At 69.3% G+C, this 20746-nt stretch carries 24 protein-coding genes; 12 read left to right on the forward strand and 12 right to left on the reverse strand.

The window, feature by feature from the left end; all coding sequences use genetic code 11:
* Positions 1-35: 35 nt before the first annotated feature.
* The 6 genes from CQ045_RS01165 to CQ045_RS01190 are packed head-to-tail and all read left to right on the forward strand — an operon-like array spanning position 36 to position 4767.
* Positions 36-869, forward strand: coding sequence for an NAD(P)H-hydrate dehydratase (locus tag CQ045_RS01165; protein WP_105720871.1), 834 nt, complete (start codon positions 36-38; stop codon positions 867-869).
* Positions 866-2104, forward strand: coding sequence for a hypothetical protein (locus CQ045_RS01170; RefSeq protein WP_181156398.1), 1239 nt, complete (start codon positions 866-868; stop codon positions 2102-2104). Before CQ045_RS01165 ends, CQ045_RS01170 begins: the two co-directional genes overlap by 4 nt.
* Before the next feature lie 4 nt (positions 2105-2108).
* Complete coding sequence (locus tag CQ045_RS01175; RefSeq protein WP_105720872.1) at positions 2109-2438, forward strand: thiamine-binding protein; 330 nt, start codon at positions 2109-2111, stop codon at positions 2436-2438.
* A complete protein-coding gene (locus CQ045_RS01180) occupies positions 2431-2907 on the forward strand; it encodes a GNAT family N-acetyltransferase (RefSeq protein ID WP_258130869.1) in 477 nt (158 codons plus the stop codon). The genes CQ045_RS01175 and CQ045_RS01180 overlap by 8 nt, the downstream gene beginning before the upstream one ends.
* Positions 2908-2916: 9 nt before the next feature.
* Positions 2917-4146, forward strand: coding sequence for an MFS transporter (locus tag CQ045_RS01185; protein WP_105720873.1), 1230 nt, complete (start codon positions 2917-2919; stop codon positions 4144-4146).
* 9 nt (positions 4147-4155) lie between these two features.
* Positions 4156-4767 (forward strand): NUDIX domain-containing protein, encoded by a 612-nt coding sequence (locus CQ045_RS01190; protein WP_105720874.1) that lies wholly within the window; start codon positions 4156-4158, stop codon positions 4765-4767.
* Between the two features lie 9 nt (positions 4768-4776).
* On the opposite strand, the gene CQ045_RS01195 is transcribed toward CQ045_RS01190, so the two are convergent.
* From CQ045_RS01195 to CQ045_RS01205, 3 genes are all read right to left on the reverse strand, one after another.
* A complete protein-coding gene (locus CQ045_RS01195; RefSeq protein WP_105720875.1) occupies positions 4777-5982 on the reverse strand; it encodes a homoserine O-acetyltransferase in 1206 nt (401 codons plus the stop codon).
* 79 nt (positions 5983-6061) lie between these two features.
* Complete coding sequence (locus CQ045_RS01200; protein ID WP_181156399.1) at positions 6062-6994, reverse strand: endonuclease/exonuclease/phosphatase family protein; 933 nt, start codon at positions 6992-6994, stop codon at positions 6062-6064.
* A gap of 126 nt (positions 6995-7120) precedes the next feature.
* The gene (locus tag CQ045_RS01205; protein ID WP_105720877.1) at positions 7121-8443 is read right to left on the reverse strand and encodes a bifunctional o-acetylhomoserine/o-acetylserine sulfhydrylase; all 1323 of its coding nucleotides are present in this window, start codon (positions 8441-8443) and stop codon (positions 7121-7123) included.
* 194 nt (positions 8444-8637) lie between these two features.
* Here CQ045_RS01205 and CQ045_RS01210 point away from each other — a divergent pair, with 194 nt between their 5' ends.
* The 3 genes from CQ045_RS01210 to CQ045_RS01220 are packed head-to-tail and all read left to right on the forward strand — an operon-like array spanning position 8638 to position 10755.
* Positions 8638-9420, forward strand: coding sequence for an SDR family oxidoreductase (locus CQ045_RS01210; RefSeq protein ID WP_181156400.1), 783 nt, complete (start codon positions 8638-8640; stop codon positions 9418-9420).
* Between the two features lie 2 nt (positions 9421-9422).
* Entirely contained in the window at positions 9423-10136 is a 714-nt protein-coding gene (locus tag CQ045_RS01215) for a uracil-DNA glycosylase (protein ID WP_105720878.1), read from the forward strand.
* Positions 10137-10140: 4 nt separating this feature from the next.
* Complete coding sequence (locus CQ045_RS01220) at positions 10141-10755, forward strand: GNAT family N-acetyltransferase (protein WP_105720879.1); 615 nt, start codon at positions 10141-10143, stop codon at positions 10753-10755.
* A 30-nt stretch (positions 10756-10785) separates the two neighbouring features.
* Here CQ045_RS01220 and CQ045_RS01225 read toward each other — a convergent pair whose 3' ends face one another.
* From CQ045_RS01225 to CQ045_RS01250, 6 genes are all read right to left on the reverse strand, one after another.
* The gene (locus CQ045_RS01225; RefSeq protein WP_105720880.1) at positions 10786-11583 is read right to left on the reverse strand and encodes an ABC transporter ATP-binding protein; all 798 of its coding nucleotides are present in this window, start codon (positions 11581-11583) and stop codon (positions 10786-10788) included.
* Positions 11580-12371 carry an ABC transporter ATP-binding protein gene (locus tag CQ045_RS01230; RefSeq protein WP_105720881.1) on the reverse strand — a complete coding sequence of 264 codons (792 nt, stop codon included), beginning with the start codon at positions 12369-12371 and terminating at the stop codon, positions 11580-11582. The genes CQ045_RS01225 and CQ045_RS01230 overlap by 4 nt, the downstream gene beginning before the upstream one ends.
* Positions 12368-13237, reverse strand: a complete 870-nt coding sequence (locus CQ045_RS01235) for an ABC transporter permease (RefSeq protein WP_105720882.1) — start codon at positions 13235-13237, stop codon at positions 12368-12370. Before CQ045_RS01235 ends, CQ045_RS01230 begins: the two co-directional genes overlap by 4 nt.
* On the reverse strand, positions 13234-14184 hold the full coding sequence (locus CQ045_RS01240) for an ABC transporter permease (RefSeq protein WP_105720883.1): 951 nt from the start codon (positions 14182-14184) through the stop codon (positions 13234-13236). Before CQ045_RS01240 ends, CQ045_RS01235 begins: the two co-directional genes overlap by 4 nt.
* 17 nt (positions 14185-14201) lie before the next feature.
* The gene (locus CQ045_RS01245) at positions 14202-15722 is read right to left on the reverse strand and encodes an ABC transporter substrate-binding protein (protein ID WP_105720884.1); all 1521 of its coding nucleotides are present in this window, start codon (positions 15720-15722) and stop codon (positions 14202-14204) included.
* Between the two features lie 92 nt (positions 15723-15814).
* Positions 15815-16741: an alpha/beta fold hydrolase gene (locus tag CQ045_RS01250; protein ID WP_105720885.1), complete on the reverse strand. Its 927-nt coding sequence runs from the start codon at positions 16739-16741 to the stop codon at positions 15815-15817.
* Between the two features lie 171 nt (positions 16742-16912).
* Between CQ045_RS01250 and CQ045_RS01255 the strand changes: the two genes are divergently transcribed.
* The 3 genes from CQ045_RS01255 (at position 16913) to CQ045_RS01265 (ending at position 18644) form a co-directional block, all read left to right on the forward strand.
* Positions 16913-17389, forward strand: a complete 477-nt coding sequence (locus CQ045_RS01255; RefSeq protein ID WP_105720886.1) for a carboxymuconolactone decarboxylase family protein — start codon at positions 16913-16915, stop codon at positions 17387-17389.
* The gene (locus tag CQ045_RS01260; RefSeq protein WP_105720887.1) at positions 17386-18099 is read left to right on the forward strand and encodes a tyrosine-protein phosphatase; all 714 of its coding nucleotides are present in this window, start codon (positions 17386-17388) and stop codon (positions 18097-18099) included. The genes CQ045_RS01255 and CQ045_RS01260 overlap by 4 nt, the downstream gene beginning before the upstream one ends.
* A 74-nt stretch (positions 18100-18173) precedes the next feature.
* Positions 18174-18644 (forward strand): SIP domain-containing protein, encoded by a 471-nt coding sequence (locus tag CQ045_RS01265; RefSeq protein ID WP_105720888.1) that lies wholly within the window; start codon positions 18174-18176, stop codon positions 18642-18644.
* A gap of 4 nt (positions 18645-18648) precedes the next feature.
* Here the strand turns inward: CQ045_RS01265 and CQ045_RS01270 are convergent, their stop codons facing one another.
* From CQ045_RS01270 to CQ045_RS01280, 3 genes are all read right to left on the reverse strand, one after another.
* Positions 18649-19092: a Fe-S oxidoreductase gene (locus tag CQ045_RS01270; RefSeq protein WP_105720889.1), complete on the reverse strand. Its 444-nt coding sequence runs from the start codon at positions 19090-19092 to the stop codon at positions 18649-18651.
* Positions 19089-19892, reverse strand: a complete 804-nt coding sequence (locus CQ045_RS01275) for an arginase family protein (protein ID WP_105720890.1) — start codon at positions 19890-19892, stop codon at positions 19089-19091. The genes CQ045_RS01270 and CQ045_RS01275 overlap by 4 nt, the downstream gene beginning before the upstream one ends.
* A 64-nt stretch (positions 19893-19956) precedes the next feature.
* Positions 19957-20700, reverse strand: a complete 744-nt coding sequence (locus tag CQ045_RS01280; RefSeq protein WP_105720891.1) for a PspA/IM30 family protein — start codon at positions 20698-20700, stop codon at positions 19957-19959.
* Between the last annotated feature and the right edge of the window lie 46 nt (positions 20701-20746).

Raw genomic sequence — 20746 nt, forward strand, 5'->3', positions numbered from 1 at the left:
GGGTGCACCGCGGGCCGCCGCACTAACGTGGAGTCATGTTCCAGGTGCGGGAGTGGACACGCGGCGACACGGTGCGGTGGTTCCGTGCCCCGACCGCCGAGGACGACAAGTACGCCCGCGGGGTCGTGGCTCTGCGCACCGGATCGACAACGTATCCGGGTGCCGCCGTGCTCGGTGTGGAAGCGGCGTGGCGCGCGGGAGCGGGATTCGTGCGGTTCGTCGGCGCGGAGCGGGTCGCCGACGCGGTGCTCGCGCGACGACCGGAGACCGTCACCGGGGCGGATGTCGGACGTTCGCGCGTCGACGCCTGGGTGATCGGCTCCGGCACCGATCCGATGCACCGCAGCGAGGAGGAGACGGCCGCGCTCCGGGAGATCCTCGCCGCCACGGCTCCGGTCGTCATCGATGCCGGGGCGCTGGATCTCGCTCCCGATGCGCGGGCGCCTTTCCTGGTGACGCCGCACGCACGGGAGTTCTCCCGGTTGCAGGAACGTCTGCGCGTCACGCCGGGCGAGGACGATCGGGCGGAGGCGGCTCGCCGGGTCGCCGCGGAGATCGGCGGCGTCGTGCTGCTCAAGGGGGCGCGGACGCTGGTCGCCGCGCCCGACGGAACCGTCATCGCCGTCGAGGCGGGCACGGGGTGGCTGGCGACTGCCGGCACCGGAGACGTGCTCGCAGGCGTTCTCGGTGCGGTGATCGCGGCGAATCCCGAGGCCCCGATCGCCGAGACCGCTGCGGCGGGCGCCTGGCTCCACGGGCATGCCGCGCGGATCGCGGCGGACGTGCTCGATGGTGCGCCCGGGCATCCGATCGTCGCGATGGACGTCGCCGTCGCACTCCCGCACGCGATCGCGGACGTCCTGGCGTGACGCGTATCGCGACGACCAGGGTGCTCCTGCTGTGGTGCGTCTTCCTTCTCGTGCATGTGCTCACCGCCTTGCTGGGCTGGGTGTATCCGAGCCAGCCCATGGGTGACGTCGTCCTCGTCTACGAGCCCTGGGCGTCGTCCGCCCTCGGCGGAGGGCCGATCGTCGGAATCACCGAGACGTGGGTGTATCCGCAGCTCGCCCTCGTGCCGATGCTGCTCGCCGCCGGACTCGCCGCACCGCTCGTCCCGATGCTCGGTGTCTCGAGCGCGTACCTGGTGGGCTGGGCGGTGCTGGTCGTCATCCTGGATGCGATGGCGTTCGGCGTGCTCGTGGGGCGCTCGCCGTCTCATGCCCGACGGGTCGCCGCCTGGTTCTGGTGCGCCGCCCTGCTGCTGCTCGGACCGATCGCGCTGTACCGGATCGATGCCGTCACCGTGCCGATCGCGGTGATCGGCGGCCTCTGGCTGGTCTCGCGGCCGATGGTCGCCGCGGCATTGCTGACCGTCGGCGCGTGGATGAAGATCTGGCCCGGCGCGCTCGTCCTCGCCGCGGTGGTCGCCGTCCGGTCGCGGCTGCGGGTGCTTCTCGCCGCCGTCTTCGTCACCGGCGGGGTCGTCGCCGCGCTATTCCTGCTCGGGGCGGACACGGAGATCCTCGGGTTCTTGACGGAGCAGACCGGCCGTGGGCTGCAGATCGAGGCGGTCGCAGCCACGCCGTTCCTCTGGCTCGCTGTCACGGGAGCGGCTCGCATCGAGTACAGCTTCGAGATCCTGACCTTCCAGATCGCGGCGCCGGGAGTGGATGCGATCGCAGCGGCGTTGACGCCGCTGATGGTGGTCGCCGTTCTCGCGGTCACCGCGATCGGCGCGGTGAAGGCGGTGCGCGGTGCGTCGTTCCCACGGTTGTTCCCGCCGCTGGCGCTCACGCTGGTGACCCTGCTCATCGTCGCCAACAAGGTCGGCTCGCCGCAGTTCCAGACATGGTTGATCGCCCCGCTCATCCTCTGGATCGTGCTCGACCGGGTGAGAGCCCGCGTGCCCGCCGTCATCGTGCTCGCACTGTGCCTGCTCACCTGCCTCGTCTACCCGCTCGGCTATGACGCGCTGCTGCGGGCGGAACCGCTCGCGGTCGCGGTGCTCACCGTACGCAACATCCTTCTCCTCGTCCTGCTCGTCCTCGGTGTGCGCGCCCTCGTGCGCGTGCCCGCCACCCGTCACCGCAAAATCCAGGAGTGAACCCATGCTGATCGCCTTCTCCGTCGCCCCGAGCGGCACCCCCGCTGAGGGAGCAGAACGCACCGACGCCTCCGTGCACGACGCGGTCGCCGCGGCCGTGCGCGTGGTGCGCGAGTCGGGGCTGCCGCACCGCACCACGAGTATGTTCACCGAGATCGAGGGTCCGGATTGGGACACGGTCATGGATGTGGTCAAGCGCGCCACCGAGGCGGTCATGCCGTTCGGCTCGCGGGTCTCGCTCGTGCTCAAGGCCGACATCCGCCCCGGGTACACCGGCGAGCTCGATGCGAAGATCGAGCGTCTGGAGGCGGCGATCGAGGAGACCGGTGACTGATCCTTCCACCCCCGTGCAGATCGAGCTCCGACCGGCGCTGGCCGACGACGTCCTGTGGATCGTGGAGCTCAGGGCGCTCGTCCTCCGGGCCGATCTGGAGCGACTGGGACGCTACGACGACGTGCGCGTCCGGCAGCGTTTCCGCGACGCCTTCGAGCCGACGGAGACCCGCATCGTCGTCGTGGAGGGCACTGATGTCGGCTCGGTCGCCATCCGTCCGGAAGGCGGCTCCCGCTGGCTGGAGCACTTCTATATCGCGACGTCGCATCAGGGTCGCGGTGTCGGCAGTCGCATCCTCGCGATGGTCCTCGACGACCCCGTGCTGTACAGACTCAACGTGCTCCAGGGCAGCCCCGCGCGCAGGCTCTACGCCCGCCACGGCTTCGTCGTCGAGAGCGAGGACGAGGTGGATGTCTTCATGAGGCTCGACCGGACCGGCTCGAGGTTCGAGAACTCCGCCGGCCGCTAAGCTGATGCGGTGAATCCCTCGACTGAATCGAGGGGTGCGGCGAAGCGGGCGCTCCTCTCTCTCGCCATCGGCAGCTTCGGCATCGGCATGACCGAGTTCGTCGTCATGGGTCTGCTGCCGAACATCGCCGCCGACCTGCTGCCGTCCCTGTGGGCGACCAGCCAGGAAGAAGCGCTGAGCCAGGCCGGGTGGCTGATCTCGCTCTACGCCCTGGGCGTGGTCATCGGCGCGCCCACCATCGCCGGCTTCGTCGCACGGTATCCGCGGCACCGCGTGATGATCGTGCTGGCCCTCGCGCTGACCGTGTTCAACGCGCTCACCGTGGTCCTCCCGACGTTCGAGCTCGTCGCCGCCTCGCGGTTCCTCGCGGGACTCCCGCACGGCGCCTACTTCGGCATCGGCGCACTGGTCGCCGCCGACGTCATGGGGCCGGGCAAGCGTGCCAAGGGCGTGGCCTTCATCCTCACCGGTCTGACCGTCGCCAACGTGGTGGGCGTGCCGCTGGGGACGTTCCTCGGACAGCAGTGGGGCTGGCGCGTGGCGTTCGCCGTGGTGGCCCTCGTGTTCGCCCTCGCGACCCTCTGCATCGCCGTGTTCGTCCCCGAGCACCCCGGCGATCCCGGCCGCACGATGCGGCAGGAGCTGCGGGTGTTCCGCATTCCCCAGGTCTGGTTCACGCTGGGTGTGGGTGCGATCGGCTTCGGCGGGTTCTTCGCCGTCTACAGCTACATCGCGCCGCTGGTGACGGAGGTCGCGGGCTCACCGGAGTGGGCGGTGCCGATCGTCCTCGTGCTGATGGGCCTGGGCATGACCGCCGGCAACCTCGTCGGCGGCCACCTCGCCGACATCGACCTGCGGCGCACGCTCCTGCTCGGGCTCGCCTCGATGGGCGTCGTCTTCGCGCTCCTCGCGGTCCTGGCGTTCTGGATCGTGAGCCTGAGCGTGCTGGTGTTCGTGGTCGGATTCGTCTCCTCCGTGCTGAGCCCGACGATCCAGACGCGGCTGATGGATGTGGCGGGTGACAACCAGTCGATCGCGGCGGCGATGAATCACTCGGCGCTGAACATCGGGAACAGCCTCGGCGCGTTCCTCGGCGGCGTCGTCATCGCCGTCGGCTGGGGCTTCACCGCTCCGGCGTGGACCGGGGCCGCACTGGCCGTCGCAGGCCTGCTGATCGCTCTGCTGTCCTACCGGGTCGAGGCGCGTCCACCTGCGGCGGCGGGACTCCCCGCGTCGTAGAGTGACGGGGTGAGCGCGCCAGAGCAGTCCCTGCCCGTCGCCGGCACCGTCGTCTTGCTTCGTGCCGCGGATCCTGGCTTCGAGCTGCTGCTGATCCGTCGCCCGGATCGCGGGTCGTTCGCGGGGGCATGGGTCTTCCCCGGCGGGAAGGTCGAGCCGAGCGATCGCCGCACGGGTGATGCGGAGATCGAGGACGCGCGCCGGGCGGCGGTCCGCGAGACCTTCGAGGAGGTGGGACTCGTGGTCGACTCCCTCGAGGTGCTGTCCGAATGGCATCCGCCGATCGAGGCCCCCACGCGTATCCGCACCTGGTTCTTCCTCGCCGAGGCCCCGGCCGAGGAGCCCTCGCCCGCTGCCGACGAGGTGGCGGAGATCGCGTGGGTGCGACCGGCCGATGCCCTGGCGCGGCACGGCGCGGGAGAGTGGATGCTGTACCCGCCGACGTGGATCACCCTGAACCAGCTCTCCGCGTTCTCCGACGCCGCTTCCGCCCTGTCATCCGGTGGGACGGCGCAGCTGTTCCAGACGCGGGTGCTCGACACGGAGGCGGGCCGTGCCTTCGCATGGGAGCAGGGACGCCTCGAGGCGGGCGAGCTGCCGTGGCGGTTCGTCGCCGAGTGAGCGTCCGCTTCAGGTATCGAGGAGTCGTCGCAGGTTGGAGCCGACGGCATCCGTCTCGATGAGGAAGCCGTCGTGCCCGAAGTCGCTCGTGACCACGACGGCCTCCCCGCCGATCACGTTCGGGATGCTGCGCGCGATGCGCTGCTGTCCGTCGACCGGGAACAGGCGGTCGCTGTCGATGCCGAGGACGAGAGTGGTGGCCGTGACCGCGTGCAATGCCTCTTCGACGCCTCCGCGCCCGCGGCCGACGTCGTGGGAGTTCATGGCTTCGACGAGGGTGATGTAGCTGTTGGCGTCGAAGCGGCGCGTGAACTTGTTGCCGTGGAAGTCGAGGTACGACTCGACCGCGAAGCGTCCGCCGTGGCCGAGGGGCGACACATCCGACTGCCATGACCGCTGGAAGCGCTGGTTGAGCTCGATCGGGCTGCGGTAGTTCAGGAGCGCCATGCGCCGCGCCAGAGCGAGTCCCCGATGCGGACCGTCGCCGTCTCCGAGGTCGTAGTACTCGCCGCCCTGGAACCGCGGATCCATCCGGATCGTCTCGAGCTGCACCGTGTTCAGGGCGATCTGATCGGCTGTCGTCACCGGGGGAGACGACAGGACAGCGAGCCTTCGGACGCGTGCGGGGTGCGTGGCCGCCCATTCCAGGGCGTGCATGCCGCCCATCGAGCCGCCGATGACCGCCGCCCAGGTGTCGATGCCGAGTGCATCCGCGAGGCGCACCTGTGCGTCGACCTGGTCACGGATGGTCAGGTACGGGAAGCGCGAGGCCCATTCGTAGCCGTCCGGAGCGACGCTCGCGGGACCCGTGGAACCCTGGCAGCCGCCGAGCATGTTCGGCGCGATCACGAACCAGCGGTCCGTGTCGAGCGGGGCGCCGGGACCGGTGATGTCCTCCCACCAGCCGACGGTCGGGTGGCCTGCACCCGCGGGGCCGCGAACGTGACTGTCGCCCGTCAGCGCGTGCAGGACCAGGATGGCGTTGTCGCGCGCAGCGTTCAGCTCGCCCCACGACTCGTACGCGATGCGGATGCCGGGAAGCTCCGCACCGCTCTCGGTGGCGAAGGAGCCGAACGCCGCGAAACGCCGTCCTCCGACCGGGTCGCCGTCGCGCCAGGCGCCGGTCGCGGGTGGGCGGGCGCGGAGCAGCCGGACGTCGGCCTCCGTCACGGGTGCCGACGGCACCGTGTCCTCGGAGGTCGTCTGCCAGTCCATGCATCCATTCTCGCCTGGTCGGAGGCCGTGAAGCCGCAGGTTACGACCCGGCGCGGTGCCGATTCCGTCGCCAGGGAGGTCAGCGCACGGTGGTCGTGGTCGCGAGGTGGTCGCTGTTGCCGGCCCGCTGGGTTCCGGAGGAGACCACTTCGAGACCTCGGACGAAGACGTGATCGATCCTGGCGAGGGGGAACGCAGCCGGCCAGGTGAATCCGAGTGTGCCGTCGGTGGGCCTGACCCCGTCGGCTTCCGCACGCAGGGCGGCCAGGCCCGGATCCGTGGACGCCGCGTTGAAGTCGCCGACCGCGACGAGCGCGGACGAGGGATCGGCGGCGACCTGCTCGGCGATGCCGTTCAGCATCGTGTCGCGGTCCTGCTGCTGCCCGGGACGCACGGAGGCTGCGTGCAGGACGTAGAGGGCGACCGGCGCGGTCGGGGCCTGCACCTCGACCCGGAGCGCACGCTTCCATCCGAGGCCGAGCGTGAGCGGTTCGGCGTTCGACAGCGGATAACGACTCCAGACGGCGACGGTGCCCACACCGAACATGTGCGGATACTCGGCGGCGAGGGCGTCCCGTGCCGCGGCGAGGCTGTCGCCGTCGAGCTCGGTGAGGGCGATCACGTCGGCGCCGGTCTGTGCGAGCTCGGAAGCGGATGCCGCGGCTCCGCCGGAGTGCGCCCGGACGTTCTGACTCACGATCGTCAATTCGGATCCGGTTGTCGATCCTGCGGGGAGAGCAGGAAGGGCGGGCGCCATCGCGAGGATCCAGAGGAGCGCGGGAGCAAGGATCACGACGATCACCCGGCGCGCGAGGAACACGGCGGTGAGGAGCATCGCGAGCAGGACGAGCCCGAGCCAGGGGAGGACTGCGGCGATCGCCGTGCCCACGACGCCGGGAATCCAGCTGCACGCCACCAGGATCAGCAGGGCGATGGAGGCGACGGCGAGCCTTCGGGCGTGCGTCGTCGTGGTGCGCCGGATGTGCGGCGGTCGTTGCTCGACGTCGATCATGCGCTCCTCACGGCGGGATCCCATTCTCGACGGAGACGCCTGTGGTTCGGCCGGGTGACGTCTGTGTGCGGACGCGAAGATGCCCCGAACCGTCGGTCCGGGGCATCTCGAGGTGGTGCGTGCGAGTCAGGCCCGAGCAGCCTCCGACACGGCGCGTGCCGCGGCGAGAGCCTGATCGAGGTCGGCCTTGAGGTCGTCGACGTTCTCGATGCCGACGGAGAGGCGCACGAGACCCGGGGTCACACCGGCGGTCAGCTGCTGCTCGGGCGTCAGCTGCGCGTGGGTGGTCGACGCGGGGTGGATGACGAGCGAGCGCACATCGCCGATGTTGGCGAGGTGGCTGAACAGCGACAGGCTGTTCACGAACTCGCGACCGGCCTCGACGCCGCCCTTGAGCTCGAACGACAGCACGGCGCCGACGCCCTTGGGGGCGTACTCGTTCGCCTTGGCGTACCAGGGGGAGGAAGGAAGCCCCGAGTAGTTGACCGTCGCGACGTCGTCGCGGCCGTCGAGCCATTCGGCGATCTCCTGGGCGTTCTGCACGTGTCGCTCGATGCGCAGCGACAGGGTCTCCACGCCCTGGATGAGGTTCCAGGCGCTCTGCGGGGCGATCGCGGAGCCGAGATCGCGGAGCAGCTGCACGCGAGCCTTGATGATGTACGCGAGCGCGTCACCGACGGCTGCTGTGTAGCTCGCCCCGTGGTACGAGGGGTCGGGAACCGTGAGGCCGGGGAACTTGTCGACGTTCTTCGACCACTCGAACTTCCCGCCGTCGATGATGACCCCGCCGATCGTGGTGCCGTGGCCGCCGAGGAACTTCGTGACCGAGTGGACGACGATGTCGGCGCCGAACTCGAACGGACGGATCAGGTAGGGCGTGGCGATCGTGTTGTCGACGATCAGGGGGACGCCCGCCTCGTGTGCGATGTCGGCGACGGCGCGGATGTCGAGGATGTTGATTTGCGGATTGCCGATCGTCTCCGCGAAGAACAGCTTGGTGTTCGGACGGACCGCGCGACGCCATTCTTCGGCGTCGTCCTGGTTCTCGACGAACGTGACCTCGATGCCGAGCTTCGCGAGCGTGTACTTGAAGAGGTTGTAGGTGCCGCCGTAGATCGAGCTTGACGCGACGAAGTGGTCGCCGGCCTGGGCGATGTTAAGGACGGCGAAGGTCGAGGCGGCCTGGCCGCTGGCGAGCACCAGGGCGCCGGTGCCGCCTTCGAGTGCGGCGAGACGCTGCTCGAGCACGTCCTGCGTCGGGTTCTGGATGCGGGTGTAGATGTTGCCGAACTCCGCGAGCGCGAAGAGGTTGGCAGCATGGTCCGCGCTGTCGAACACGTACGACGTGGTCTGGTAGATCGGCGTGGCACGGGCCTTGGTGACAGGGTCGGGGGCAGCGCCCGAGTGGATCTGCTTGGTCTCGAAGCGCCAGGACTCGGGTGCGGACATGTGTTTCCCCCAGGAGTGTTCGGAAGGTCGGGTGGCGGATGCCGTTCCAGCGAGAGTACGGAACTCCGCGCCGTGTCAACAAGGAGCGGGAAATGTGACGTAACACAGCTGAGGCCCGGAATCACGGCGCGGAGAGATCCGCGACAGCCCGTGCGGGACTCTGCAATCCGCTGCGGACATCGTACGGTGGAGGCATGGTGATCAGACGTGCAGTGGTGACAGGTGCGAGCTCGGGGATCGGTGCGGCGACGGTGCGAGCACTCCGCGCCCGCGGTTGGGACGTGATCGGGGTGGCCCGCCGGGAGGACCGGCTCGCCGCGCTCGCCGCGGAGACCGGAGCGTCGGCCATCGCGTGCGATCTGACGGATTCCGCCGCCGTCGAGGCCCTCGTGGCCGAGATCGACAGGTCAGGTCCCGTGCACGCTCTCGTACAGGTGGCCGGAGGAGCCCGCGGCACCGATCGCATCGAGGACGCGTCCGTCGACGACTGGCAGTGGATGTTCGATGCGAACGTGCTGGCGAGCCAGCGTCTCGTCGCCGGTCTGCTGCCGCTGCTGCGTCGCGCCGCCGCCGTAGACGGCCACGCCGACACGGTGTTCGTCACGTCGACGGCTGCGCAGACCGCCTACGCGGGTGGCGCGGGATACAACGCCGCGAAGGCCGCCGAGGGGATGCTGGTGAAGGTTCTTCGCCAGGAGCTCAACGGCGAGCCGATCCGTGTGGTCGAGGTCGCTCCCGGCATGGTCCACACCGAGGAGTTCACGCTCAACCGTCTGGGCGGGGACGCTGTGGCCGCCGAAGCCGTTTACTCGGGAGTCGATGCGCCGCTCGTGGCCGACGATGTCGCTGATGTGATCGCCTACGCCCTGGAGTCGCCGGGGCACGTCAATCTCGACCTCATCACGATGCGCCCGGTCGCGCAGTCGGCACAGCATCTGCTCGCACGCGGACCGCTGCGGGTGCGGTCCATCGACTGACGATGGCACGGACTCTCGCCGAGCTCGCCGAGGACGGACGGATCGACGCGGGGTGGGCGAAGGCGCTGGCACCGGTGCAGGACACGATCACCGCCCTGGGCGAGCGCCTGCGTGCCGAACAGGAGTCGGGGCACGGGTACCTGCCGGCCGGTGAGAACGTGCTCCGGGCGTTCCAGCGACCGCTGTCCGACGTTCGCGTGCTGATCACCGGGCAGGATCCGTACCCCACGCCGGGGCATCCCATCGGCCTCTCGTTCGCGGTCGACCGCGATGTGCGCCCCCTGCCGCGGAGCCTGTCGAACATCTTCAAGGAGCGCGAGAGCGATCTCGGCATCCCACCCGCCCCCCACGGCGACCTCACCGCGTGGAGCGAGCAGGGCGTCCTGCTGCTCAACCGCGTCCTCACCGTCCGACCCGGCGCCGCCGCGTCCCACCGCGGCTGGGGGTGGGAGAAGGTCACCGAGCTCGCGATCCGGACGCTCGTCGCCCGCGAACAGCCTCTGGTGGCGATCCTCTGGGGGAAGGATGCCGCGAACCTGCAGCCGATGCTGGAGTCCACGCCGGTGATCGCCTCGGCGCACCCGTCTCCGCTGTCTGCCAGCCGCGGCTTCTTCGGCTCGCGCCCGTTCTCCCGCGCGAACGCTCTGCTCGAGGAACAGGGCGCCACGGCCGTCGACTGGCGGGTGGAAGGCGAAGCCGCTCCCTCTCTAAGCTGAGCGCATGCAGTTCGAACCGGGGGACCGACGTCGCGTGCTGCCGCGCCATCTGCGACCCGAGATCGCCCCCGAGATCTTCTCCTTCACGATCCGTGCCGCCCGGCCCAACGACCTGCCTCATGTACGGGAGATCTACAACCACTTCGTGAGCAACTCCGCCGTGACACTCGATGAGCGGCGCAGCAGCATTCCGTACTGGCGCGAGAAGTACGCGCTGCTGACCCGCCTGGAGCTGCCCTTCCTCGTCGCGGTGTCGCCGGCGGGGGTGGTGATCGGATACGCGCTCGCGCAGCCGTGGGCAGGCAAGAACGCCTACAAGTACACGGTCGAGGACTCGATCTATCTGGGGCCGGGGGCCGGCGGGAAGGGGCTCGGCGGAGCGCTGTTGCAGACCCTCATCGACGCCTGCGAGCAGATCGGTCTGCGCGAGATGGTCGCTGTCATCAGCGACAGCGGCGCCGAGGCATCGATCCGGCTTCACGAGAAGCTCGGCTTCGTCGAGGCGGGGCGCATGGGCCGCGTCGGGCACAAGTTCGGCCGCGACCTGGGCACCGTCTACATGCGTCGGGTGCTGCGCCCGACAGGGCGACGACGCCGGAGTCTGTTCGGCGGCCGCTGACGGGGCGGCGTGAGCCGTGTCGCGCCGTTTTCAAGGACCGGAAGCGCCGGGAATGACGGGGATCGCCGCGAGGAGCGCCTTCGTATACTCGTGGGTCGGATGCAGCAGCACGTCTGCCGTCGTTCCGCGCTCGACGATCCGGCCGTCCTTCATCACGACGACGGTATCGCACAGGTTCTGCACCACGCCGATGTCGTGCGACACGAGCACCAGGGTGAGGTCGGTGCTCCGGCGCAGCTCGATCAGCAGATCCAGGATCTGCGCGCGAACCGTCACGTCGAGCGCGGAGAGCGGCTCGTCGCCGACCAGGATCCGCGGTCGGTGCACGATCGCCCTCGCGAGCGCGACGCGCTGTCGCTGCCCACCGGAGAACTCGTGCGGGTAGCGGTCGCCCATCTCGGGTTCGAGCCCGACCTGCGCCAGCACCTCGCGAACCCGCTCCCGATGGTCGCCGGGGATGCCCAGCGCCCACAGCGGTTCACGAACGATCTGACCCGCCGTCATGCGCGGGTCGAGGGAGGCGTAGGGGTCCTGGAACACCAACCCGGTCTCGCGGCGCAGCCAGTGCAGGGACCTCGCGGAGGCGGCCGCATCCACCGGCCGCCCGTCGACGGTCACGGTGCCGGTGGTCGGCCTGTCGAGTCCGAGCAGCAGTCGCACCAGCGTCGACTTCCCGGATCCTGATTCCCCGATGATGCCGACGGATGACCCCTCGACGATGTCGAGATCGGTCGGTGCGAGTGCGGTCTGCGTCCGGGAGCGCTCGAAGGTCGAGCGCTTCGGGACGAAGAACTCCCGTCCGAGTCCACGGGCTTCGATCAGAGTCATGCGGCGCCGCCTTCCGGCCGCCAGAGCGTCGCTGTCGCATCGCGCAGCAGACCCTGGGTGATCGGAGAGCTCGGCGCGGTCAGGAGGGTCGACACGGGGGCGGCCTCCACGACCCGCCCGTGCTCGAGCACGACGCCCTCGGTCGCGACCTGCGCGAGGACGGCGAGGTCGTGGGTGATGAAGACGAGCGACATCCCCTCGTCGGCGACGAGGGAGAGCAGCAGCGAGAGGATCTCGGCCTGGATCGTGACGTCGAGCGCGGTCGTCGGCTCGTCGGCGATGAGCAGTCGCGGACGGCAGGCGAGGGCCATCGCGATCGCGACGCGCTGCCGCTGGCCGCCGGACAGCTGATGCGGGTAGCGGTCCACGATGGACTCGGGATCGGGCAGTCGTACCCGCGCCGCCTCCGCGATCGCGCGGGCTCGGGCGTCGCGACGACCGAGCCCTTCGTGGATGCGGATCGACTCCGCGATCTGACGCCCCACGGTGCGGATCGGATTCAGCGCGGTGCGCGGCTCCTGGAACACGATCCCGATGTCATCGCCGCGGAGACCGGCGAGCTCGCGATCGGGCATCCCGATCAGCTCGGTGCCGTTCCACCGGATGCTGCCGCTCGCGGTCGCACCATCGGGGAGAAGACCCAGCACGGCGAGCGCGGTGAGCGACTTGCCCGAGCCGGATTCGCCGATCAGTCCGAGTCGCGCGCCGTCCGCCACCTCGAACGAGATGCCGTCGACGACTCGACGTCCGTCGATCTCGATCACGAGGTCCTGCACGGAGAGACTCATGCGACCACCCCCGGTGTGTGGATCTCTGCGGCGCGGTGACGCAGCGTCGGGTCGGTGGCCTCACGCAGTCCGTCGCCGAGCAGGTTCAGGGCGAGCACCGTGACCGTGATCGTGAGGCCGGGCCAGATCACCGACAGCGGATGCACTCCGATGTAGCGCTGCAGATCGGCGAGCAGCAGCCCCCAGCTGGGCTCGACGACCGAGGCGCCGAACCCGAGGTACGACAGCCCGGCTTCCGCGAGAACGGCAACGGCCATCGACCAGGACAGCTGCACGATGAAGACCGGGGCGACGTTCGGAAGGAGATGGCGCACGAGGCTCTGCGTGGGCGTCAGCCCCGAAGCGCGGGCGGCGAGCACGAAGTCGCTCTGCTGCACCCGGCGCAGTTCCGGGCGGGTGACTCTCGCGATGTTGACCCCGAAGCCGATGCCCACGGCCCAGATCACGACCCACAGCGAGCCACCCCAGACGGAGGAGATCATCATCGCGATCAGCAGCACCGGGAACGCGATCAGGATGTCGACGAGCACCGCGACCGTCTCCCGCATCCATCGTGCGGTGAGTGCTCCCAAGGCTGCGAGGGCGATGCCGACCACGGTGGCCACGACACCGGCACCGACGCTGACGAAGACGGTGGTCCGCGCTCCCGCCATGAGCAGGCTCAGGATGTCGCGGCCGGTGTCGTCGGTGCCGAGGAGGTGCGGCCAGCTCGGCGGAAGCCAGCGGTCGCCGATGTTCGATGACTGCGGGTCGAACGGGGTCCAGAACAGCGACACGAGAGCGGTGACCGCGATCACCGCGACGACGACGATCCCGAAGCGTCCCGTCGGAGTGCCCCAGAGCCTGCTGAGCCAGCGCGGAGTCATGCGGCCTCCCGCTGTCGGGGGTCGATCGCACGGTGCAGCAGGTCGACGAGGAAGCCGACGACGAGGACGAAGCCGGTCAACACGAGAAGCTCGCTCTGCACTTTGATGAGGTCGCGTGTGCCGACGTCGGCGACGAGCATCCGCCCGATGCCGGGAAGGGTGAACAGCTGCTCGATCACGACCGAGCCGACGATGATCCCGGCGACCTGTAGGCCGAGCACGGTGATGATCGACAACCCGACCGCGGGGATGCCGTGCTGGATCAGCGCGCGGGTTCGCGTGAGCCCCTTCGAGGCGGCTGTGCGGACGAAGTCCTGTCCCGCCGCCTGCAGGGTCGCGCTGCGTACGAAGCGCATCAGCATCGCACCCTCGACGATGCCGATCGTCAAGGCGGGGAGGAGCAGGGATTCGATCGCCTTGCCCGGCGTGGACCATCCCGTCCGGGGGAACCCCTGTGGCGGCAGCCATCCCAGCCAGACGGAGAACACGACGATGAGCATCATCCCGGCCCAGACGACGGGGACGGCGGCCAAGGTCTGCGCCCCGACGCTGAGCGCCGTGCCTCCGCGTCGATTGCGCAGGAGGGCTGCGAGGATGCCGAAGGGAACGGCGATGAGCACCGCGATGAGGAGCGCCATGATGCCGAGCGGGACGGTGACCTGCGCCTTGAGGAACAGCTCCTCGCCGACCGATGCACCGGACAGCAGCGAGGTGCCCAGGTCTCCGCGGAAGATCCCGCCGATCCAGTCGGCGTACTGCGCGGGGAGCGGGCGGTTGAGTCCGAGCGATTCCCGCAGGGCGTCGACCTCGGCGGGCGACGCCTGCGTGCCGGCGATGAGCTGGGCGACGTCGCCGGGGAAGACGCGCAGCGTCAGGAATATGAGCACGCTCGACACGAGGAGCCCTGCGATGAGCAGGGCTCCTCGGACGAGCGCATAGCGGATCACGACGGGGTGACCGCTCGCTACTTCTCGGCGGATACGGTGACGCCGGCCAGGTTGATGCGCGAGTTGATCGAGTCCTCCGGGAAGCCCGTGACGATCGGGCTCACGGCCGTGATGGTCTCGCCGTTGTACAGCCAGTCGGCGGCGTGCTCCTCCGACACGATGCGCGCGGCCTGTGCGAGGAGTTCGGCGGACTTGTCCGGGTCGACCTCCTCCAGCGCCTTCGCGTACAGGTCCTGGACTTCGGCGTTGTCGTAGCCGAAGTAGTAGTCGGGGTTCGCGAAGTTGCCGAAGTCGCGCGGCTCGACATGCAGCACGAAGCTGAGGTCGTAGTCGTGGTTCGTGTACACGTCCTCGAGCCAGGCGGCGAACTCGACCGAGTCGACGTCGAGCGTCACGCCGACCTTCGCGAAGTCGGAGATCAGGACCTTCGGAACCGTCGTGCCGTAGAACGAGGGGATCGTGAGCGTCAGCTCCAGGTCCTCCTGGCCGGCTTCGGCGAGCAGGTCCTTGGCCTTCTCCGGATCGTAGGAGATGACGTCGGACAGGTCTTCGTAGCCCGGGTCGAGCTCAGGGATCGGTCCGTACAGGGGAGTACCCGCGCCGACGGCCTCGATGAGCGCCTCGTGGTCGATCGCGAGTCGCAGCGCTTCGCGCACGCGGACGTCGTCCAGGGGAGCCTTCTTGTTGTTGAAGGCCAGCGTGGCCTTGTCGGTCGTGCGCCCCTTGGTGAGGTCGAACTCGCCGGAGTCCTCGAGCTGCGGGGCGAGGTTCGGGTCGACCGCGGTCAGCACGTCGACGTCGCCGGCGATGGCGGCGTTGACGCCCGCGGTGAAGTCGGGGATGTACTGGAACTCGACCTGTGCCACGCCGGCCTTCTCACCCCAGTAGGCGTCGTTGCGGGCGAACGTGATGGTGCTGCCCTTGTTCCAGCGCGTGAGCGTGAACGGGCCGGTGCCGTTCTCCGCCGTCTTGAGATCGGTGGTGTCGCCGGTCTTGAACACGAGACCGGCGGGGCCGGTCAGCGCGAACAGGAAGTTCTGGTTCGGCTCGGAGAGCACGATCTCGACCGTCGTGGCGTCCGGTGCCGTGATCGACGCGACGGCGGCGAACTCGGCGTTGCCCTGCACGGTGGCATCCGTGCGCACCGTCTCGTACGAGGAGACGACGTCGGCGGACGTCAGTGGGGTGCCGTCGTGGAAGACGATCCCGTCCTCGAGGGTGAACGTGTAGGTGAGGCCGTCCGACGAGACCTCGTAGTCCGAGGCGAGGCGGCCCTCGATCTCGTTCTCCTGGGTGCGCGTGACGAGGCCCTCGTAGATGTTGTCGATGAGGATCTGCTCGAGGGCGGCGCCGCTGGTGTGCCGGATGTCGAGGTTGGTCGGCTCGAGGACGAGACCGACATGGAGGGTGGCGTCCGGGTCGGGGGCGCTCGGCGAGTTCGACGGCTCCTGGTCGGGAGCGCCGGAGCAGGCGCTGAGGATCACGGCGGTGGCCGCGAGCGCGGATATCAGCGCGAGACGTCGGGTACGTCGGAACATGGGCGTTTCCTCTCGGTGCGGCAGGTGCTGTGTGCCGTTGGATCGAGCCTAGAGATGCGTGGCGGGGTGCGGGTCGGGTGTGGCACGGAACGTCATATTCCGCGAGCCGGCGAGGTCGAGTCGATGAGTGCGGCCAGCGGCACGGGCGCTGTCTCCTGCACGTTGTGCGTCGCGTCGAGGACGACCAGCCGGGCTGCGGGCACGCGGCGCTGCAGTTCGTCGGCATCCGTCTCGCTGACGAAACCGCGTGCGGCTCGAACCAGGGTGACGGGGGCGCGCACCCCCGCCAGGTCGTCCCATCCGGTCTCGTGCAGGACGGACGGGGCCGCCGCCGAGCCGGGGTCGTGAGCGGCGAGCGCCTGAGCGGCGAGATGCGCGAAGTGGTGCTTCCATTCCACGCGCCCGTCCGCGCGCACGCGCGTGTTGAGGAAGACGCCGCGCTCGGTCTCCGGGCGCGTGCCGCCGAAGCCGAGCGACATGGCCTTGTCGACGAGTTCATCGCGGGAGGCGAAGTCCGTCGGCCCCGCATAGAACTCGCGCAGCGCGGCCGGGCCCGCCGTCACGTCGATGCCGGGCGTGATGTCGACGATGATGAGCTCGGACACGAGGTCGGGTCGAGAGGCAGCGAGAGCGGCACCGGTGAGCCCGCCGAGGGACTGGCCGACGACGATCTGAGGCTGCGTCGCCCAGGCGTCGAGCGCTGCCGCGACATCGCCGGCGAGGGTACGGGGCGTGTAGTCGACGTCGTCGCGCCAGGCGGAGTCGCCGTGTCCCGCGAGATCGATCGCGAGCAGAGGCTGCTGCAGCGCCAGGGCGGTCGTGTCCCAGGTGTGCGCGTTCAGGCCGGCGCCGTGCAGCAGGGTGACCCGGGGGGCATCGGTTCCGAATCGGAGTGCGCTCAGGGTGCGCCCATCCGCGAGGGGGAGTGTGAGGCGCTCCACTTGGGGGAGCGGGACGCCGAGCGCATCGGCCTGTGCGGGAAGATAGCTGAACTCGCTGATGTCGATCGCCACGTCCATATTCTGCGCCCTCATCGCGACGCGAGAGAAATGCGCGAGCGTAACGACAGGTATTACGCCGTAACAAGTGAACATAATGCGAGCTTTTCGAGAGCATCGCTGGTCTATCTGCATTTCGGCGGCGGGGTTGCTCTCCGGGCTACTCGGGGGCGGGGCGAATATCATGGAGACATGAGCGAGACGCGTGTGCACCTGTCCAAGACCGAGCCTGCCGCCTACCAGGCGCTCGACGCATTCTCGAAGACGGTCGGGCAGATCTGCGCAGCGAACGGCATCGACGATCGGCTCAAAGAGATCGTCATGATTCACTGCTCCCAGCTGAACGGATGCGCGTACTGCGCCCGCATCCACGTCGACCGAGCCGTCGCCGCCGGTATCGACACCGACACGCTCACGCAGATCCCCACCTGGCGGGAGAGCGGGGTCTTCAGTGAGCGGGAGCGCGCGGCGCTCGAGCTCGCAGAGGCTTTCACGTTCATCGCCGAGGACGGCATCTCCGACGAGGTGTACGACCTCGTCGGCGGGGTGTTCACCGAGAAGGAGTACGCCGCACTGAGCTGGGCGTGCGTCTCCATCAACGCGTTCAACCGGATCGTGATCGCCGGCCGGTACCCCGTGCCCGCTCGGGCACCGCAGGCGCAGGCATGACGATCCTCGACGTCGGCGGCGTCTCGAACGTCCGCGACGTCGGTGGCATCCCGGCTGCGGGCGGCCGCATCCGCTCCGGTGTCCTGCTGCGGTCGGGGCAGCTCTCCGGTGCGACGACGGACGGGATCGCGATGCTGCGCGCGAGTGTGCAGCACATCGTCGACCTTCGCGACGGTGAGGAGGTCGCGGCGGAGCCCTCTGAGATCGAAGGCCCCGACACCACGCACCTCCCTCTGTTCCTGGGCTCGGTTCGGTCGTTCTTCGAGGCGGACACCAGCCTCGACGAGCTCTACCTTCACCTGCTCGAGGAGAGCGGGGAGCGGCTGGTCGACGCCATCCGCGTCATCGCAGCGGGGGAGCGCACTCTCGTGCATTGCACGGTCGGCAAAGATCGGACCGGCGTGACCATCGCGCTCGCGCTGTCTGCGGTGGGCGCCGATCGCGAAGCCGTGATCGCCGACTACGCGCTCACCGAGTCGCAGCTGCCCGCGCAGCGATCCCAGCGGGTCGCCGAGTATCTGCGCACGCAGCACCCCGAGGCCGTGCATGCGGTGGCCCTCGCGACGCAGTCGCCGGCGCCCGTCATGCGCCGCCTGCTGGAACAGGTCGATGAGCGCTGGGGTTCGGCCGCCGGATACCTCCGTGCGAAGGGGATGACGGAAGCAGAGCTCACCGCGCTCACTGCCGCGCTCGTCGAGTCGGATTCCTGATCGCCTCGCCGGCGGATATCGCGGTCGGAAGGCAAGGTTAGGCAAGCCTTCACTTGGTGTACGATGGAGTCACCATGGACACCTCGCTCGAGACTCGCAGCACGCGCGCCGAACGTCGCGCGGCACGTCAGCGCGCGCACCACCTGGTGACGGCGGACGAGCAGTCGCTCACCGAGCTCGAGGTCTTCCTGACGACGCTCCCGCTGTGCGCCTCCGGCCGCATCTTCATCGAGGTTCCCGAGATCGCCGACATCGGTGTGATCGAGGCTCCCGGCCGGATGACCGTCACCTGGCTCGCTCGCGAGCAGCGTTCCGGTGTCCCGGGAAGCGGCCGTGCGTGCGCGCCGGGCCAGGCTCTGGCGCGGGCGACCTGTGCATGGGCCGACGAGATGATGTGCGACGACGAGATCGAGACCCGCGTCACCCTTCTCGGGGGCTACCTGGGCACGGCGGACATCGTCGAGCATCTGACCGGCTCGCTGGACGTCTCGCCCGCTCTCATCCGCACGCCGGAGCGTTTCGGTCTGCTGCCGATCGACCTCTGATTTCTCAGCGAGGGCGGCGCACGTAGTTGCCGTCTTCCAGTCCGGCCTCGATCTCGAAGCGGTTGCGCAGCGGATCGCGTCCTGCGAACAGGTAAAGCACCGGCATCAGAAAGCCGTAGCGGAGCCACTGCGCCTTGTGCACGGCCTCATGGCGGAGCACGGCGTCGGTGGGGCGCGTGTCACCGGTCAGGAAGCAGCCGCCGACGCACACGCCGCCGCGATTGAAGGTCCACTTCGGCATGCCCTGGAAGATCCAGAGCCCCGCTCGTCGTTCGACCTCTCCCGTGCTCCACAGAGAGCCCCAGACCCAGCCCACCGCGGTGCCCCAGGCGTAGCCGAGGCGACTGATCGGGGACCGCAGCAGGACGGAGGGGAGGCGGCGGTCGAAACGCCGCCCGCGGGCGAGAGCTTCCTCGGCGGCAGGACGCCACTCGTGTGCGCCGCTCATGCGACTGCTCCGACGAGCCGGAGCAGCGCGCCGAGGTCGTCCACCGCGTCTGCCGGAGATCGCGGTGCGAACCCGGCGATCGTCGCCCCTGCCAGCGGTACCTCGGAGCGCAGTGCGCGGATGGCGGTGCTCAGGGCAGCAGGGGACAGGCCGAACGGCACCGATGAGGACACCCCGGCGAAGTCGGAGGGATCGAGCACGTCCACGTCGATGTGCACCCAGACGCGTGACGCTCCGGTCGCGCGCACCGCCTCGAGCAGCGCATCGGGGCGCTCGAGGTCGGTAACCGAGAGATTGGTGAGCGGGTCGAGCTGTGCGACCTCGGCGTCGTCGAGGTTGCGGACGCCGACGGTGATCACCCGGTTCGAAGGGAGGGCGGGGGAGAGCACGAGCTGTTCCTCGCCTTCGCCGAGCAGTGCACGAAGCGCCATTCCGGAGAACGCACCGGACGGCGAGGTCTCCGGGGTGTGCATGTCGGCGTGCGCATCGCACCACACCACGGCGAGATCAGCCGTGCCGCCCGGAAGCGCATCGAGCGCGGCGACGGTGACACTGCAGTCGCCCCCGATCACGACCGTGCCGGTGTCGATGTGCCCGTGCACGAGCTCGCGCGTCTGCAGCAATGCGCTCAGCCGTCGTACCCCGGTTCCCAGCGACTCACCCGCCTCGACCGGGACGTCCAGCACGGTGGTGGCGGCACGCGGCAGATCTCCGGCGATCGCCGAGGCGCCGTCGACGAGGAGCATCGCGCGCGGCGCGGGAGAGCCCTGCCACTGCGGGATGACGAGGAATCGCACCATGGGTGCCTCCGAAACAGAAGCGCGGATGCTCCGGGCGCGCAGCCCGGAGCATCCGCTGGTCGTGTCAGTTGCCTTCGATGGCCTGACGGGGAGCGCTGCCGCCGGCCTTGAGCTCGGCGAGTCGTGCCTCGACCTCGGTCAGCTCGCCGAGGTCTTCCAGGCTCTCGAACTGCGCATCGAGGCTCGATGCCGCGAGCTCGATCTTGCCCTGAGCGATGGCCTCCTGGCGACGCACCTTGTCTTCGAAACGACCCAGCTCGCTGGTGGGGTCGAGCACGTTGATCGAGCCGACCGCGTCCTGGACCTTGGTCTGCGCCTCGGCGACCTTGGCGCGCGCGAGGAGCTCGCTGCGCTTGTTCTTGAGCTCGACGAGCTTGTCCTTCATGCCGTTGAGGCCGCTCTTGAGCTTGTCGACGATCTCGGTCTGGGCGGCGATCTGCGGCTCTGCGCCGGTCGCCTCGCGCTCGGCGCTGATCTGGCGCTGGAGGGCGATCTTGGCGAGGTTGTCGAACTTGTCGGCATCCGTGACGTCGCCGCTCTTGCGCATCTCATCGGCCTTGCGGCTGGCGGCGAGTGCCTTGTTGCCCCACTCGGTCGCCGCCTGGACGTCTTCCTCGTGGTCGCGCTCGAGGAGTCGCAGGTTGCCGATGGTCTCGGCGATCGCGGACTCGGCGTCGGCGATGCTGTTCGTGTAGTCGCGAACGAGCTGGTCGATCATCTTCTGCGGGTCTTCCGCGGAGTCCAGGAGGGAGTTGATGTTCGCGCGGACGAGGGTCGAGATACGTCCGAAGATGGACTGCTTGGTCATGCGTGGTTCCTTTCAGAGGGCGTCTTCGAGAGCTTGGCGTAAATGT

This window comes from Microbacterium sp. MYb66 (assembly GCF_002979435.1).
Taxonomy (GTDB): Bacteria; Actinomycetota; Actinomycetes; order Actinomycetales; family Microbacteriaceae; genus Microbacterium.